We start from the raw sequence: 16,590 nt of genomic DNA, 5'->3' as shown, positions 1-16,590 counted from the left end.
GAGCCTTTGTGCTTTTATTCCTGTTTTTTCCGTATCTTATTAGTAACCAACACCCCCGCCGATGCTGATCAGATTTCTGCACTCTACGTTCTGTAATGCGGCACTCTTTGCCGGGATCGTGTTTTGTTTCATGGGTTACTTCATCCGCCGCTATCCGCCTAAAAGCATAAAATCGTGGTACGGTTACCGGAGCTTTTTATCGACCCGCAGTCCGGAAACCTGGCAGGCTGCCAACCAGTATGCCGCCGATATATCGCGCCGGATTGGCTGGGTATTGATCGTTACGGGCCTCGCCGCAGCCCTGTTCTTCGAGCGGCAGACAGACTGGTTTTATTACCTTACCGTGGGCGCCGTCATTACCGGCACCATGTATATGGTAGGGTATACAGAGTGGCAGCTCGATCAGCACTTCGATGAAAATCAGCCCTAAAAAAATTACGCATTACAACATAGATAACTGCGGATATCCTCCGCCGGTATCTACGCCATAATGCGTAATCCGTTATACGATTATTACCTACAGTCTTCCCTGAATATCGTGTTCAGGCACGGACTGATAGCTTTCTTTCATTTTCTTCAGCTTCTCTTTACCATAAGCGATACGGGTAATTACCACATACAACACCGGTACAATAAAGATGGCCAGGAAGGTAGCGGTAAACATACCACCCAGTACCGTCCAGCCCATGGTTTTACGGGCTTCGGCGCCGGCGCCGGAAGACAATACCAGCGGCATGATACCCAGCAGGAAGGCCAGCGACGTCATCACAATAGGTCGTAAACGCAGCTTGGCAGCTTCCACGGCGGCAGTCACCACATCCATACCTTTGTCTACCCGCTCTTTGGCAAATTCCACAATCAGGATGGCGTTCTTGGCCGACAAACCAATGAGAGTAATCAAACCAATCTGCGCATATACGTTGTTACTCAGTTTAGGCAGGAACGTGAGTACCGTAATGGCCCCAAAGGCGCCGATAGGTACTGCCAGCAGTACCGAGAAAGGCACCGACCAGCTTTCGTATAATGCTGCCAGGAACAGGAACACAAAGATGATAGACAACGCAAAGATGTAAACGGTTTTGGAACCGGATAATATTTCCTCACGGCTCAAACCGGAGAACTCATATCCATAGCCTTCCGGCAATACCTGCGCCGCTACTTCTTTCAGGGCATTGATCGCATCACCACTACTATAGCCCGGAGCCGGGTTACCGTTGATTTCCGCAGAGCGGAACAGGTTATAGTGAGAGATCACCGGTGCGTTTTCTATCACCTTATAAGAGGTGAGCGCACTCAATGGCACCATGTTACCTGCGGTATTCCGTACAAAGAACTGACTCAGGTTTTTGATATCTCCCCGATAAGTGGAATCCGCCTGCGTTACCACGCGGAAGTTACGGCCGTAGATGGTAAAGTCGTTGATATAGGCACTACCCATATAGGTTTGCAGGGCAGTAGCAATATCCGAAATCTTCACCCCCATCTTCTTGGCTTTCTCCCGGTCTATATCCAGCTGGTACCCAGGGGTACGGGCCGTAAAGAAGGAGAAGGCACGGGCAATCTCCGGACGCTTGTTTACCTCCATCAGGAAGTTCTGCAACACGCCTTCAAATGCTTTGATATCGCCATTTCCTTTTTGCTGTAATATAAAGGAGAAACCGGCGGTTTGTCCGAGACCAGGGATCGCCGGCGGTGGAATTACCACCACATTGGCTTCCTTATAGCGGCTCAGTTTCTTCTGTACCGCAGCCACCAGCCCGAAGATCTGCAGGGAATCTGCTTTACGTTCGCTCCAGGGTTTCAGGGAACAGAAGATGGTAGCACTGTTGGATTTGGACGCGAAGTTTACCGCATTCAAACCACCCAGCGCCGCATAGTGATTAATACCCGGCATGCTGTCGAGATCTTTCATCATCTGCGACATCACGGCTACCGTACGTTCAGACGAAGAAGATTCCGGCAGGTCAAAGGTGATGATCATACGGCCTTCATCTTCCGTAGGAATAAATCCGGTGGGTTTTGCCCGGAATAACATCATCGTACCTACGAAAATGCACAACAGGATCACCAGTACCAACCGGAAGTAACGGATACTTTTCTTCACCCCTATGGAGTAGCGGGAAGTCGTATGTCCAAACCAGCGGTTGAATTTATAGAAGAAGCGGTTCAGCCCTTTGGAATCTTTATCCAGCTTCATCGGTTTCAGCAGGAGGATACACAGTGCCGGTGTAAGCGACAGCGCCACAAATGCAGATACCAGTACGGAGATCGCAATAGTGATCGCAAACTGCTGATACAGGCGTCCTACGATACCTGGTATAAATCCTACCGGTACGAATACCGCCGCCAGAATGAGGGCGATGGCAATTACCGGTCCGGATATTTCCTTCATGGCCTGTGCCGTCGCATCCCGCGGGGTCATCTTCTCATGGTCGATATTATGCTGCACCGCTTCCACCACCACAATGGCATCATCCACCACAATCCCGATCGCCAGTACGAAACCGAACAGGGTCAGGGTGTTGATGGTAAAGCCCAGCGGAATGAAGAAGATAAACGTAGCAATGATAGATACCGGAATAGCCAGGATAGGAATAATGGTAGCCCGCCAGCTTTGCAGGAACAGGAACACCACAATTACTACCAGTATCAATGCCTCTACAATGGTATGCAATACCTCTTCGATGGATACTTTTACCACAGACACGGATTCAAACGGCACCACATAATCCACATCGGAAGGGAATTGTTTTTTCAGCTGTTCCATGGCTTCCGTAACGTTGGCAGCGGTTTCAATCGCATTGCTGCCCGGCGCCTGGTATACGAGCAGGTATGCTGCCCGTTTGCCATCCACGAAGTTGTTACCAGCATAGTTGAATTTACCCAGCTGAATACGGGCTACATCTTTCAGGTACACTACCGAACCATCGTTTGGTCTGGTTTTGATGATGATGTTACCAAATTCCTCCGGCGTAGATAAACGTCCTTTGGTGAAGATGTTGTATTCGAATGTCTGACCGGTTTGCTGAGGCGGCGCACCTACGGAACCTGCTGTAATCTGGGCATTCTGTTCTGCCAGGGCAGCACGGATATCTTCCGCAGTGACGTTCATCGCAGCCAGTTTATCCGGTTTCAGCCAGATACGCATACTGAAATCATCTGCACGGGTGAAGATGTCACCTACTCCTTTTGCACGCAGCAACGCATCTTTTACATATACGTTGGTGTAGTTATCCAGGAAGGTGATATCGTGTGTGCCTTTAGGTGAGTACAGGGCCACCAGCATCAGGATACTGGGGTTACGCTTTCTAACGGTCAACCCTAAACGCTGTACTTCCTGCGGCAGGGTAGGCTGTGCAATCCCCACACGGTTCTGTACATCCAGTGCGGCAATGTTGATGTCGGTACCTACTTCAAAGTTTACCGTCATGCTCATCTGACCACTACTGGTGTTGTTGGTGGAGATGTAGGTCATACCCGGCGTACCGTTGACCTGTACTTCCACGGGTGTGGCCACGGTTTGTTCTACCGTTTGTGCATCGGCGCCGGTATAGGTACCTGTTACCTGTACTGTGGGCGGAGATATTTCCGGATATTGTCCTATTGGCAGGTTCATCATCGCCAATAACCCTACCAGTACCAGTACAATAGAAATAACTATTGCGGTGACGGGTCTTTTTATAAAAGTATTTGCAATCATGATCTTCTCTTCTGTTGATACTACTGATAAACTATTTCTTCGCTGGCTCGCCTTTCGGAGCTGCCGGTATGCCTATCTGGATTTTGCCGCCATCGCGTAAACGCTGGAAGCCTTCCACGATCACCTTATCACCGGCCTGGATACCATCCATGATTACGACACGGTCCTGAATACGGGGTCCCAGGTGTACTTTCTGCTGTGCAGCCACAGAATCTTTGGCTACAAATACAAAGAATTCACCCATCTGCTCTGTAACCGCTTTGTAAGGAATAATCAGGCGCTGACCGGATTGTTCATTCAGTACACGCATCACACAGCTCATCCCGTCTTTCAGTTTATCATCCGGGTTGTTGAATTCAATTCTTACGCGGATGGTACCGGTCTGGTTATCCACACCACGGTCGATAGCCAGGATCTTACCAGCATGTACATACTCCGTACCGTCGGACAACTGTAACCGGAACGTAGAGTCGTTGGCGTTACCTTTCCCCTGCAGGGTGGCAAAGCGGGAGATATCATTTTCCGTTACCACGAAATCCACGGCAATCGGGTTTTCGCTGGAGATGGTATTCAGCAGGGTGGTACCCGGACTCACCTGCGCACCCAGTTTTACCTGGGAGATACCAATGCGGCCGGTAAACGGCGCTTTGATGAGGGAGTAATCCAGGTCGGTACGCACAGACGCCAGGTTGGCTTCTGCCGCGGCCAGCTGGCTACGGGTGGTTTCCAGGGCTGCTTCTGCATTATCCAGTACCTGACGGGCTACCGCATCCTGTTCTGCCAGTCGTTTATAACGTTCGTCGTCTTTCTTTGCTTTGTTGTAATTGGCTTTGGCACTGGCAATACTGGCCTGCGCCTGCAGATAGGCCGCCTCATATTTGCGGCGGTCTATTTCGTACAACGGTTTTCCCTTCTGTACAACTTCTCCTTCCTTAAAGAAGATACCCGTGATAAAACCTGATACCTGTGAACGCAGCTCCACCTGGTTCAATGCCACTACCGTAGCGGGATATTTATCGTAATAAACGGCCGGCGCCACGGATGCCTCCGTAATATTTACCGGTGTGGGGGGCATAACAGGCGCTCCTTTCTGGGCAGGGCCTTTGCAGGCAGCAAAGCCCAACATGCCAGCAGCGCTGATAGAGAGAATGTGGTTCATTTTTTTCATATCCGATCCGGTTACCATTTAATAATTAGCTGTTAAGGTTCCTAATGCTTTCTGCAGGTCTATCTTACTGGACAATACCTGATACATCGCATTATAGTAATTCAATTGGGCACTGCGCAGTTCTGTTTCAGATACCAGTACTTCCAGGTAGGTTTTGATGCCTTCCTTGTACTGCAGCTGCAACATATTATATACATCCTGCGCCATCTGCACGTTTTCTTTTAAAGTATAGTAGTCGTTGAGGTTACTTTTATAGGTAGCCATCGCCTGGGTATACTGCGTATTGATCTGATTTCTCAGGTTGGCAAAATCCCACTGGCTGCGTTGCAGCTGGAATTCCGCTATCCGGATGTTATGGGTACGTTTCCCGCCCTGGAAAATAGGTAAGGACAATTTCACGCCCAGCAGGGAGTTGGGGTAGTTGTGACTGAACAGCTGTGCGAACTCCTGGTTCTGATAGGCGAAAGCATAGTTGACAAAAGCAGATACCGTTGGCAGATAACTCCATTTGTTATACTGGACATTCGCTTTTAACAACCGTTGTTGGGTTTCGAGTAACTGGTATTCTACCCTGTTTTTGTAATCTACCAGCAACGTAGTATCGGTACCGTTAGCCTGGGCAGCCATCTGGGTGGTATCGTATACCAGTGGTACCTCTCCGGCACTCACAGGATAGCCCATGAGTTGTTTCAGGTAGGCATGTTTGGCCGTCAGCAGTTCACGGGCCGACTTCTGCTGCGCGCGGGTGTTGTTGAGGGAGATGGTAGCACGCTTGTAATCCGTTTTGTCTACCACACCGCTCTGATAGTTGTTGTACGCATCTTTCAGACTACGTTCCAGCCGGATAATGTCCTCGTTCAGTACATTGATCTGCTGGGTAGTCAGTAATACGTCGTAATAGGCTTTACTCACATCGGCTATTACGTCGATCTGGGTACGGGCCGTGGTTTGCTGGCTTTGTTTACGTACATCCTTCGACGTATTGGTAGCCAGCAGCAGGTCGCGGGTAAAGAGATTCTGCGTTAATCCGAAAGTAGCGGTGGAAGTATTCGTCACACCTACCTTGGTGGGATTGCCGCCAAAGATGGAAGTGGGTAGCTCCAGGTAATGCTGGAGGTTATAGTCCAGGTTTATCTGAGGATACCAGTCGGCCAGTTTACTTTTGACCGTTCTGTCTGTAATCGCTTCATCTATCCGCGACTGCTTTAAAGCAGGCTGGTGAGTCAGGGCGTACCGGACGCAGTCTTCCAGACTAGCCTTGTTTAATAGAGAATCCGTAGATTGCTGGGCATAGGTATGCCGGGATAACAACATCCCAAACACAATAGCCACCGGGTAAAATGCTCTTTTCTTCATAAAAGGCTTTTGTCATTCAATTCATCATTGTACCAATCAAAAGATGAAACGCATTCACCAATAAACAGTACACTGTTTATTGGCACATAGCATTTCTTCTTCATAATTTGCTATATAGTGTAGCTACATCATGAAGCGTTTCCGCCTGATGATGCTGGCTGCGTTATGCTGTAGTGAACAGGCTTAGCTGACAGGTTGGTTGCTTATTCAAAGGTTGACGAATACGACGACATCACGGTTTCCAAAGGCAAACTGCAACAATTGAATCATAACAATAAATAACGGCGAAGTAGGTTTGATAACAGGAGACCTGTTACTTAGGTAAAAACAATTGAGGCGCTAAGATAGTGTCTAAAAATCAAAATCCACCCTATCGGGTGGATTTTAACAATTACTTGAAATTCAGTTCCGATCATCCTTTATTACGACCGCTGAAAATATGTTTTTCTGCATGATAGGAAGATCTTACTAACGGTCCGGCCTCTACGTAGTCCAGTCCCATGTTGTAACCAATCTCCCGCAGTTCTGCAAATTCATCGGGATGTACGAAGCGTACCACAGGTAAATGTTTCGGAGTAGGTTGCAGGTACTGGCCCAATGTAACTACATCACAGCCATTGTCATACAGATCCTGCATGGCCTGTACTACTTCTTCTTTGGTTTCGCCCAATCCCAGCATAATGCCGCTTTTGGTACGCATACCACCTTCTTTCAGGCGGCGGATAACTTCCAGACTACGGTGATATTTGGCCTGTATCCTTACCTGTTTGGTCAAACGTTCTACCGTTTCCAGGTTATGGGATACGATTTCCGGAGCTACGTCGATAATACGCTGGAGATTTTCCCACTGACCACGGAAGTCCGGGATCAGGGTTTCCATGGTTGTTTCAGGGTTCAACGCCCTTACAGCCTTGATGGTATTGGCCCATACAATAGAACCACCGTCTTTCAGTTCATCCCTGTCAACGGAGGTAATGACCGCATGTTTTACTTTCATCAGGTAGATCGCTTCCGCCACCCGCTGTGGCTCATCGTGATCTACCGGCTCCGGCCGACCGGTAGCTACTGCACAGAAACCGCAGCTACGGGTACAGATGTTGCCCAGAATCATAAAAGTAGCGGTGCCGGCACCCCAGCACTCGCCCATATTGGGACAATTACCGCTTTCGCAGATCGTATGTAATTTATGGGTATCTACCAGGCTTCTAACCTGCTTATAGTTCTCTCCTATCGGTAACTTAACGCGCAGCCAGTCAGGCTTCTTCACTCTTGTGGCAGCCGGTTCGGCAGCTATAACGGGTAGTTCTTGCATCGTTTATTCCTTTCTTTTAAAAAGCAAAGTTAATACTTCTCTGCTATTTCCGGTTCCATCGCTTCCCGAATTGCAACCCGACATATGCATTAAAAAAGAACTGTTTATTGTTTTCGGTGATCATAATGGGTACCTTTTTCGTGTACATTTCCGCATTGATACCCACTTCCAGGGCACTTACCACCTCATTGAAGTGGGCCCAGTCGAAGCGCATCCCCACTTTGGCATGTAAGCCGGGGATCACGCTCAGTTCGCCCCATCCCCTGCCGAAACCACCGGAACCGGTAATTTCATTAAATTTCAGGAAGGGATTCTCCAAATCCGTAATATTCGGATCATATTTCATCGGCTCTGTATTGCCACCACTTCCTTTGTTAATCATCAGGTAATAAGGCTTCACCAGACCTACGGAGATACCGCCATAATAGATAGCGCTTACCTCCACCCCATTTTTATTGCCCTTTCCGCCGAGCAGGTAACGTTGGCCAACGCCCAGTTTCAGGGGGTAAAAATTGTTTTGTTTACCGAAAATATAAGGGCGGTCAGAAAAGAAACCGCCACTATTTCCTCCCTGCTGGCGGGTTTCCTTATGGTCCTTTTTCTCTGAGAACTCAAACTGGAAGTAATTTACCACCTTTCTGCTTTTACGATACCCCATTTCCGCAAAACCGCTCCATCCATCTGTATTCAGGCGGGCGCCAACCGAAAAATCACGCTGAAATACGTTCTCGCCTTCTTCCTGCTCCCGCAGGATGGCGATTTTTTTCAGCTTACGCTGCTCCTTTGCACTCTTATCGCGTGGTGATGTGTTAGTGGTTTGAGCTTGCAAACCACCGGCCAGTGTTGTTAGAAACAGGATTACGTATAATTTTTTCACAGTGATGGGCTATTATTATAATAAATAAACGCTTGAACAAAGGTATTGTTATGTTAATATTACAAACGTACCTAATTTTTTTTGAGTTTACCAACGCGGTTGATGACTGCGTTGTAGTTATCTTAAAAATACATTTATTTTACGGTCTCATTAAATATAACACGATGCAAACAGCTGAAATAATTTATACCGGGGAGTTACGGACAACCGCCACGCACCTGCAGTCGGGTACGGTCATAGAAACGGATGCACCGGTAGATAACAATGGGAAAGGAGAACGATTCTCCCCTACCGACCTGGTAGCCACCGCGCTGGGGTCTTGTATGCTCACCATTATGGGTATCAAAGCCCGGGAGAACAACTGGGCCATTGAAGGTACCAGATTAAGCATCCAAAAAATCATGGGTACAGAACCCCGCCGCATCACCGGTGTGAAAGTCGTATTCGATTTCCCTGCCGGACATAACCTGGGAGAAAAGGAAAGAACCATCCTGGAGCGGGCAGCCCATACCTGTCCGGTAGCCAAAAGTGTACATCCGGATATCCTGCAGGATGTTACCTTTAACTGGTAACCTGCCATCACCTGCAGCCACTATATTTCCGGGTAGCTTATCTGCGGATAGCTACCCGGAAATGTTTAATTTCTCCCGCTGATAATCTTCGCGCCGATGGCGCATTGTAAACACCGCTTCTCATCACAGTAATATTGTTTGAGCTGTAACAGCGCCTGTGACTCCAGTGCATTTTCCTGATGTACGCCCAGTTGCCGCCATCCTTTGGTAATCTTATTATTTTCTGCCGGTAGCTGCTGTAAAAAATGTAACGCCTTTTCCTGGTAGTATTTCAGGTTTTGCTGCTGTCCGTATAAAAACAACAGTGGCAATACCGTATTGATCAGAATACCATACACGGCCTGCCTGCCGGGACGCAGCGTTTTATCTACGGTATGTCCGAAACGGTAGTGAGTATGCCAGTAAGCGGAAGGCTGTACCAGGAATAACTGTTCCAGGGTGGTTACATCCGGTGCTTCCAGTATCCGGGAAAACAGGTGGGAGGTTTGCTGCAGCAAAGCGCCAAAGGTAGCCAGCCGGATGGTAGGAAAAGCGGCAGGCCGCAACCGCAGCCAGTTCCAGAGGTGACCGGCCATCGGTAGCAGACGGTATTTATGCTGCAGGTGCATAAATTCATGCTGTAACTGTAACGCATATACGTCAGCAAAATCTTCCTCCAGCATACCTGCCTGCCCAAACAACAACGCTTCTATGTGCAGCGATTGATGCCGGTAACGCATCAGCACCGGATAAGGCAGCGATTGTGCTACCTGCAGAAAAGGCAAGGCATTAACCGGCATGCCGAAACTTTGGGCCACCGCCCAGTAACAGACTTCTTCCCAGTTGTACTTATTCAGCAGCAGCCAGGCACGCAACGCATTCATCTTGCGTTCCCAGCGTTCTGCCAGCATGCGTTCCTTCCAGCTGAGCCACGTCAGCAGCGGCACCTGGGCTGCCCTGCCCGCGCAGGGAATAAATGCGGCGGAACGGCGCAACACTTCATACCGGTGCAGCAATAATTTGGGAATATATTGCTGCAGCTCCAGACAGGGCGCATTAACGGCTTCGCGCCCCGGCATATCATGCCGGAATACCACATGCAGGATAATCCGCTGGTATTGTTGCTGCTGATCGTGCCGGTGCCGGAACCAGTCAGACGTACGCAGGTGCAGCTCCACATGACCTACCCATAACGTGTGACTGATCCTGATTTTGGCCCCTGTAAAATCCGGGCCGTCATGATGATTGTGTAATCCGGGATAGATGATTTGTACAGGTTCTCCGTCGGTAGTAAAGAGATGCTCCTGCTGAAATAGACGAAACTCCCAGATATGCTGGAATAGCTCTTCGGTGAGCGGTGGGTTAACGCGCATAAAAGATATGGTTGGTAATAAAATACTATTAGCTAAAGATAATAAAACATCAATAGGCCAGAAAATAAAATCACGCTATGATTTGGAATTCTGATAAAAGTGATATTACCTTTGCACCCAGTTCTTATACATCACTTATCCAGAAAGGCGGAGGGACTTGGCCCTGCGATGCCTTAGCAACCTTTCCTGATTACATAATCAGGAAAAAGGTGCTAATTCCTGCCCCGGTGCAACCGGGGAAAGATAAGTTGGCAGAGATTATTCTTCAGAGATATACATATTCTTCGAGCTCTTCCAACACCAGGAAGAGCTTTTTTTTTGCTCTTCCCTCCCTCCTCACGGATTTGTGGTTGTTTAAGTTGATTTTTAATGATAAAGTTGCAGCAGATAATTGTGCATTCCGAGTATCATTAAAAAATAATTTAATAAGATGAAAACAGCTACACAACTGATTCATAGTATTCCGGTAGATGAATTGACAGGCGCCATTTCCGTGCCTATCTATCAAACGTCCACCTTTGTGCAGGAATCCCCGGGCATTAATAAAGGCTTCGAGTTTTCCCGGGCCAATAATCCTACGCGCAAAGTACTGGAAGAGTTGATCTGCAACCTGGAAGAAGGCTACGCCGGCTTTGCATTTGCCAGCGGTATGTCTGCTATTGATGCCGTATTAAAACTGCTGAAAACCGGCGACGAAATCATGGCTGTGGAAGATACCTACGGTGGCATCTTCCAGATCTTTACCCATATGTTTGAACGATTTGGTATCAAAGTAAACTTTGTAGATACCAGCAATACAGATAAAGTACTGGCGACCATCACCCCCAATACTAAAATCATCTGGCTGGAATCTCCTACCAATCCGACTTTACGCATATCTGATATCAAATCTATCAGTAAAATTGCCAAACAGCACAACATCCTGCTGGTGGTAGATAACACCTTCAGCACACCGTTACTGCAACAGCCACTCACACTGGGCGCCGACATTGTTATTCACAGTGCTTCCAAATACCTGGCCGGACACTGCGATGTAATAGCCGGACTGGTAGTGGTAAATGCCAAACCACTGGCTGATCAGATCCGCTACAACCAGAATATTTCCGGTAGCATCCTCAGTCCGTTTGAAGCATGGCTCACCATCCGCGGTATAGAAACCCTGTACCTGCGTCTGGAAAAACAATGCAGCAATGCCAGCGCCATCGCCAACTGGCTCGCCGCACACCCGGCTGTGGATAAAGTATATTATCCGGGTCTGGCCACACATAAGAATCATCACATCGCCCGCAAACAACAAAAAAATTACGGCGGCCTGGTGAGCTTCTCCCTTAAAAGTGACAGTATCAAAAATGCCATCCGCATTGTAAATGCTACCAAGCTGTTTAAACTCGCGGAAAGCTTTGGCGGTGTAAAAAGTATGCTGGATCATCCGGCTACCATGACACATCGCAACATCCCGGAAGAATTCCGGAAAAAAACAGGTCTGCAGGACTCCTGCATCCGTTTGTCTGTAGGCATTGAAGATGCCGATGACCTGATCAACGACCTGAAACAAGCCCTGGATAAGTTAAATCATCCTGCTGGTAAACAAATCACTGTTTTACAATAAAGCAGTGCCCGGCTTTTGACTGCCGCGAACAGGCTTCCCGCCTCTTCCTGCACCGTTGAAAGTCTAAAGCGCACAGCACATCGCTCTCTGCCCGGCACTGCCTCAATTTTAGTTTTTTAAAGTATGGAAAACAAAATCATCAATTTAGGTATTTTCGGATTCGGTGTCGTAGGACAAGGCCTGTACGAAGTTTTGAACAGAACAAAAGGTATTAATGCACGTATCAAAAAGATCTGTATTAAAGACCCGAACAAATCAAGACCAATCGACAGCAGCTATTTTACGACCGATAAAAATGAAATACTGGAAGATCCTAGCATTGACGTGGTAGTAGAGCTGATCAACGAAACGGAAGCGGCTTTCGACATCGTCAGCACAGCCCTCCGTAACGGTAAAGCTGTGGTGAGCGCCAGCAAACGTATGATTGCTGAAAACCTGCCGGCACTGTACCAGCTGCAAAGCGAAAATAAAGTACCATTCCTGTATGAAGCGTCCAGCTGCGCCAGTATTCCTATTATCCGCAACCTGGAAGAATATTACGATAATGACCTGCTCAATGCCGTAGAAGGTATCTGTAACGGCTCTACGAATTATATCCTCACTAAAATATTTGAGGAAAACCTCAGCTTTGAAACAGCCCTGCAACAGGCGCAGGAACTGGGCTTCGCTGAAACCGATCCTACCCTGGATATAGAAGGATATGATCCTAAATTCAAAATCGTTATCCTCCTCCTCCACGCATTCGGTACCTTTGTAAAACCGGACGATGTATTCAACTTCGGTATTCATCACCTGAATGACTTCGATATCCAGTTTGCCAGACAACGTAACTGTACCATCAAGCTGATCGGCCATTGCCGCCGGCAGAACGGCAGCGTGTTTGCCTATGTATTGCCACACCTGGTAAAAGAACACAACCTGCTGTACGATGTATACAATGAATACAATGGCATCCTGCTGGAAAGTGCCTTCACCGACAAACAATTCTTTGTAGGCAAGGGCGCCGGCGGTACTGCTACCGGCAGCGCAGTCCTGTCAGATATCTCCGCCCTCTTGTACAACTACCGTTACGAGTATAAAAAAATCAAACAAAACAACCAGCCGACCTTCACCAATGATGTGAAACTGAAAGTATACCTGCGCTACAAAACACCTGATCAGGTAGATCTGACCGAGTTTTTCAACATCTCAGAAAAATATGAATCATCAGAATGGCGCTATGTAGTAGGTACCATCAATCTGCAGAAACTGCGGGAAAACAACTGGTTAAAAAATAAAGATGTTAATCTGCTGATCCTGGAATAGGTCGCAGCAAAAACCAACCAACCCTATTTGTACCTTCGGGTACAACCAACCAAAAGTACGGCGCAGTTTTCTGCGCCGTTTTTTATATCTTATATCCTGCCGATAAGTGCTTAATTACGGAATGCCGCCAGTTCTTCCACCACGCGGCTCACCGGCAATCCCATCACATTATAGAAACAACCGTGAATGCTGTCGATACCCACTGCCCCGATCCATTCCTGAATCGCATAGGCGCCGGCTTTATCGAACGGTTGATAATGATCTACATAATAGACCACCTGCTCCTGCGTAAGGGGTTTAAAATGTACGGTAGTCGTTTTGGAAAAAGCCGTTTCTCTGCCGGTATGCTGTATCACCACACCGGTAATCACCTGATGTTCGCGGCCACTCAGCAACGAAAGAATACGGATGGCATCTTCGCGGTCTTTCGGTTTGCCGATAATGGTATCATCCAGCACCACCACAGTATCCGCCGCAATGATAATATCAGTAGGTCCGCAAAGTGCGGATACCGCTACGGCCTTCTGCCGGGCAATATGCACCGGAATATCCGCAATGGCCAGTTCCGGCGGAAAGGTTTCTGCTGTTTCAATCACCCTTACTTCAAAAGGAATACCTGCCTGCTCCAGCAGCTGCTTTCTCCGCGGCGACTGTGAGGCCAGGATAATCCGTGCTTCTGTATACATCTACAAAAAGATTTTAAAAAAGATCATCGATAAAATACCTGTCAGCATCACCACTTTTACCAGTGAACTTACTTTATGGTAATGTTCCGGCAGGTGCGCTTTTTTCAGTTGCATATAAACGTATATGCATGGCAGTTGTACCAGCAACACCAGGTAAACGATAGCGGCATACCAGCCAAAGGTTGCTACCTTTATTTCTACCAGCAGAATGGTTACCAGCAGTACCAGTAATAATATATTGCAGAGCCGCTTGGCTGCCAGTACGCCCCAGGCAATGGGCAAGGTGCGGCAACCGTCTTTACTGTCGCCCATCATGTCTTCCAGGTCTTTTACGATCTCCCGTATCATGGAAATAACAAAAGCAAAGAGCGCATACACGCCAATAATCTGGATCAGCTTTCTGCCCGTGTCGGACATGATAGCAGCAAAACTTTCGTAGATCTGCTTCTCATAGAAACCCACTACCACTACCGATAAAGCAGTGAGCAGGGAAATGATGACATTGCCGACCAGCACCTGTCTTTTATAGGAAGTAGAATAGAACCATAACAACAGGGAACAGATCACCTGTGTAAAGCCGAGATAGATCTGCCCGGTTTTCCAGGCTACGATGAAACCCAGCGAAACACCCAGCATATTAAAAATGGAGTGCCACGCCATGGCCCAGCGACGGGGAATGACTTTATCCAGCACCATTTTTTCGGGCTTGTTGATAATATCAATGTTGATATCAAAGTAGTCGTTGATGATATATCCCGCGGCAGCGATCAATATCGTGGAAAGACACAGTAAGATAAACTGTGTCACCGACAGGGAAGGGTCTACTCCGGAGCTGCGCAATACCGGTGCAACCACACAGTACTGCAGCAAAAACTGGGTAAGGGCAATATAAATCAGATTTGGGTACCTGATAAGCTTCAAAAATGCAGCCCGGCGCTTCATAGAGTTATGCTTTAGTTATTTCGATGCAATTCCTTCATCCATCAGCCAATGTCCGTTCAGCTTCAGTACTTTTTCCATTACTTCCCTTACGCAACCATGGCCACCTGCCACCGGCGATATATAGCGGGAAATACTCCTGATCTCAGGCGCCGCATCGGCCGGACATACCGGCAACCCGACCAGCTGCATGGGTGGATAGTCAGGAATGTCATCCCCCATATATAATATCTCGTCCCAGCGCAGGTCATGTTCAAATACATAATCCTGCAGCTTTTCCTGTTTATCCTGTATGCCGGTAAAAATATCTTTGATACCCAGCCCTTGTAAGCGGCTTACCACACTTTCCGACTTTCCGCCGGAAATGATCACCACCCGGTAACCTTTTTTCACGGCCAGCTGCAAGGCATAGCCATCTTTAATATTCATCTTCCGGGACATCTCTCCGCCTGGCAACAACTGCAGGGTGCCATCTGTCAGTACCCCATCCACATCCAATACAAATGTGGTAATAGGTTTAAATAAAGCCAATATGTTCATGGCGCCAAAATTAGAAATAATTACCGATTGCGGATTAAGAATTCGGGAGAGATTCCCCGCTCCTGTTTTTTATTCCCGGCTTTCCGCTGATCCTGAACATATAATATTATATGATTTAATTTTTCTGCCGTGCTGTGTGAAAGCGGTGGATGCTATCAGACAACACTTCGTATACCCGTTGCAGGTTGGTATCACCTGCCAGCAGGTCCCGGTGCAGTTGCATGGTGGCCTCGTCCTGCCGGAGTGCCGGCCCGGTTTGTACGGCTTCCGGTGCATATTTCTCCAACCGGTCAAAGGTCTCCTTTATAATAGGTTGCAGCAGGGTAAAGTCCAGCTGCGCGGCTTCGCAGTAGGCTTTTGTCTGGGCAATGAGGTGATTGGTGAAGTTGTTGCATAATACCGCTGCCAGGTGGTATTGCAGCCGCTGGGCGGAATCTGCTACGGTAATCCGGGACGAAATACCCTGTGCCAGGGACTGCAGCCGCCGGAGTACTTCTTCGCTGCTGGCTTCCAGCATCAGCGGTATAGTAGGGTAAGTTTTGATTTCCTTGCGGATAGACTGCAAAGGATACAATACCCCTGTATGGGTGGAAATACGGTCAATAGCGCTCAACGGCACTGCACCGGCGGTATGGGCCACCATCCGCTTTCCCAGCCGTAACTGATCATTCAATACCGGAATCGCAGCATCGCTGACTGCCAGCAGGTATACATCGGCATCCATATAAATGCTTTGCAGGTCATCTGTAAACGGGGCATGCAGCATTTCGCCCAGCTCCTGTGCATGGGCTTTATGACGGCTGATCACCTGCTTCACCTGGTGACCGTGGATTTTTAAGAGCTGTCCGTAGCAGTGAGCAACATTGCCTGTGCCAATGATGACGATTTCCATGATGCTTGATTTTAATAAGATAAAGGTATTGCGCCTGGTTTCCTATATATGGTTATTAATGATATTCTATATACGTGCCTGTGCCGCAAACTGCGAATTTACCACCTGATAGTCACTTTCTGCCTGCATATGCTATGCTTGTACTCGTTTTTTAATTACATTACAACGCATTTTAACGTTTAAAGGCGGCCTTATTTTTTATTTTGAAGGTACTTTTATATCATTGCATATCTCGTATAAGTATTTATTTTACGAAATTTTACGTATTTAGCAGCACATTAA

The 16,590-nt window shown here is 47.8% G+C and carries 14 protein-coding genes and 1 riboswitch; of the genes, 4 read left to right on the top strand and 10 right to left on the bottom strand.

Annotated features, from left to right (window positions below; genetic code table 11):
• Nucleotides 1-61: 61 nt before the first annotated feature.
• Nucleotides 62-430: an SdpI family protein gene (locus OL444_RS09430; RefSeq protein ID WP_264733467.1), complete on the top strand. Its 369-nt coding sequence runs from the start codon at nucleotides 62-64 to the stop codon at nucleotides 428-430.
• Between the two features lie 87 nt (nucleotides 431-517).
• Here OL444_RS09430 and OL444_RS09425 read toward each other — a convergent pair whose 3' ends face one another.
• The 5 genes from OL444_RS09425 to OL444_RS09405 form a co-directional block, all read right to left on the bottom strand.
• Nucleotides 518-3,700: an efflux RND transporter permease subunit gene (locus tag OL444_RS09425; RefSeq protein WP_264733468.1), complete on the bottom strand. Its 3,183-nt coding sequence runs from the start codon at nucleotides 3,698-3,700 to the stop codon at nucleotides 518-520.
• A gap of 31 nt (nucleotides 3,701-3,731) precedes the next feature.
• On the bottom strand, nucleotides 3,732-4,868 hold the full coding sequence (locus OL444_RS09420; protein ID WP_264733469.1) for an efflux RND transporter periplasmic adaptor subunit: 1,137 nt from the start codon (nucleotides 4,866-4,868) through the stop codon (nucleotides 3,732-3,734).
• Between the two features lie 18 nt (nucleotides 4,869-4,886).
• A complete protein-coding gene (locus OL444_RS09415) occupies nucleotides 4,887-6,224 on the bottom strand; it encodes a TolC family protein (RefSeq protein WP_264733470.1) in 1,338 nt (445 codons plus the stop codon).
• Nucleotides 6,225-6,636: 412 nt separating this feature from the next.
• Nucleotides 6,637-7,536, bottom strand: coding sequence for a lipoyl synthase (lipA, locus tag OL444_RS09410; protein ID WP_264733471.1), 900 nt, complete (start codon nucleotides 7,534-7,536; stop codon nucleotides 6,637-6,639).
• Between the two features lie 43 nt (nucleotides 7,537-7,579).
• On the bottom strand, nucleotides 7,580-8,413 hold the full coding sequence (locus tag OL444_RS09405; protein ID WP_264733472.1) for a hypothetical protein: 834 nt from the start codon (nucleotides 8,411-8,413) through the stop codon (nucleotides 7,580-7,582).
• 164 nt (nucleotides 8,414-8,577) lie between these two features.
• Between OL444_RS09405 and OL444_RS09400 the strand changes: the two genes are divergently transcribed.
• Complete coding sequence (locus OL444_RS09400) at nucleotides 8,578-8,985, top strand: OsmC family protein (RefSeq protein WP_264733473.1); 408 nt, start codon at nucleotides 8,578-8,580, stop codon at nucleotides 8,983-8,985.
• Nucleotides 8,986-9,050: 65 nt separating this feature from the next.
• On the opposite strand, the gene OL444_RS09395 is transcribed toward OL444_RS09400, so the two are convergent.
• Entirely contained in the window at nucleotides 9,051-10,337 is a 1,287-nt protein-coding gene (locus tag OL444_RS09395) for a DUF2851 family protein (protein ID WP_264733474.1), read from the bottom strand.
• A gap of 132 nt (nucleotides 10,338-10,469) precedes the next feature.
• Nucleotides 10,470-10,587, top strand: a riboswitch (SAM riboswitch).
• Between the two features lie 180 nt (nucleotides 10,588-10,767).
• On the opposite strand from OL444_RS09395, the gene OL444_RS09390 reads away from it, so the two are divergent.
• The gene (locus tag OL444_RS09390) at nucleotides 10,768-11,946 is read left to right on the top strand and encodes a trans-sulfuration enzyme family protein (protein WP_264733475.1); all 1,179 of its coding nucleotides are present in this window, start codon (nucleotides 10,768-10,770) and stop codon (nucleotides 11,944-11,946) included.
• Between the two features lie 123 nt (nucleotides 11,947-12,069).
• The gene (locus OL444_RS09385) at nucleotides 12,070-13,251 is read left to right on the top strand and encodes a homoserine dehydrogenase (protein ID WP_264733476.1); all 1,182 of its coding nucleotides are present in this window, start codon (nucleotides 12,070-12,072) and stop codon (nucleotides 13,249-13,251) included.
• A 110-nt stretch (nucleotides 13,252-13,361) separates the two neighbouring features.
• Here the strand turns inward: OL444_RS09385 and OL444_RS09380 are convergent, their stop codons facing one another.
• The 4 genes from OL444_RS09380 to OL444_RS09365 form a co-directional block, all read right to left on the bottom strand.
• Nucleotides 13,362-13,937 carry a Maf family nucleotide pyrophosphatase gene (locus OL444_RS09380; protein ID WP_264733477.1) on the bottom strand — a complete coding sequence of 192 codons (576 nt, stop codon included), beginning with the start codon at nucleotides 13,935-13,937 and terminating at the stop codon, nucleotides 13,362-13,364.
• Nucleotides 13,938-14,879: a geranylgeranylglycerol-phosphate geranylgeranyltransferase gene (locus OL444_RS09375; protein WP_264733478.1), complete on the bottom strand. Its 942-nt coding sequence runs from the start codon at nucleotides 14,877-14,879 to the stop codon at nucleotides 13,938-13,940. It abuts the gene before it with no gap.
• Nucleotides 14,880-14,894: 15 nt separating this feature from the next.
• Nucleotides 14,895-15,416: a KdsC family phosphatase gene (locus OL444_RS09370; protein ID WP_264733479.1), complete on the bottom strand. Its 522-nt coding sequence runs from the start codon at nucleotides 15,414-15,416 to the stop codon at nucleotides 14,895-14,897.
• 115 nt (nucleotides 15,417-15,531) lie between these two features.
• Nucleotides 15,532-16,308: a Rossmann-like and DUF2520 domain-containing protein gene (locus tag OL444_RS09365; protein WP_264733480.1), complete on the bottom strand. Its 777-nt coding sequence runs from the start codon at nucleotides 16,306-16,308 to the stop codon at nucleotides 15,532-15,534.
• Nucleotides 16,309-16,590: the final 282 nt, after the last annotated feature.

It is taken from the genome of Chitinophaga nivalis (assembly GCF_025989125.1).
Lineage (GTDB): Bacteria > Bacteroidota > Bacteroidia > Chitinophagales > Chitinophagaceae > Chitinophaga > Chitinophaga nivalis.
The sequence above is the reverse complement of the archived record's forward strand: the minus strand, read 5'-3'. Positions and strand labels throughout refer to the sequence as shown.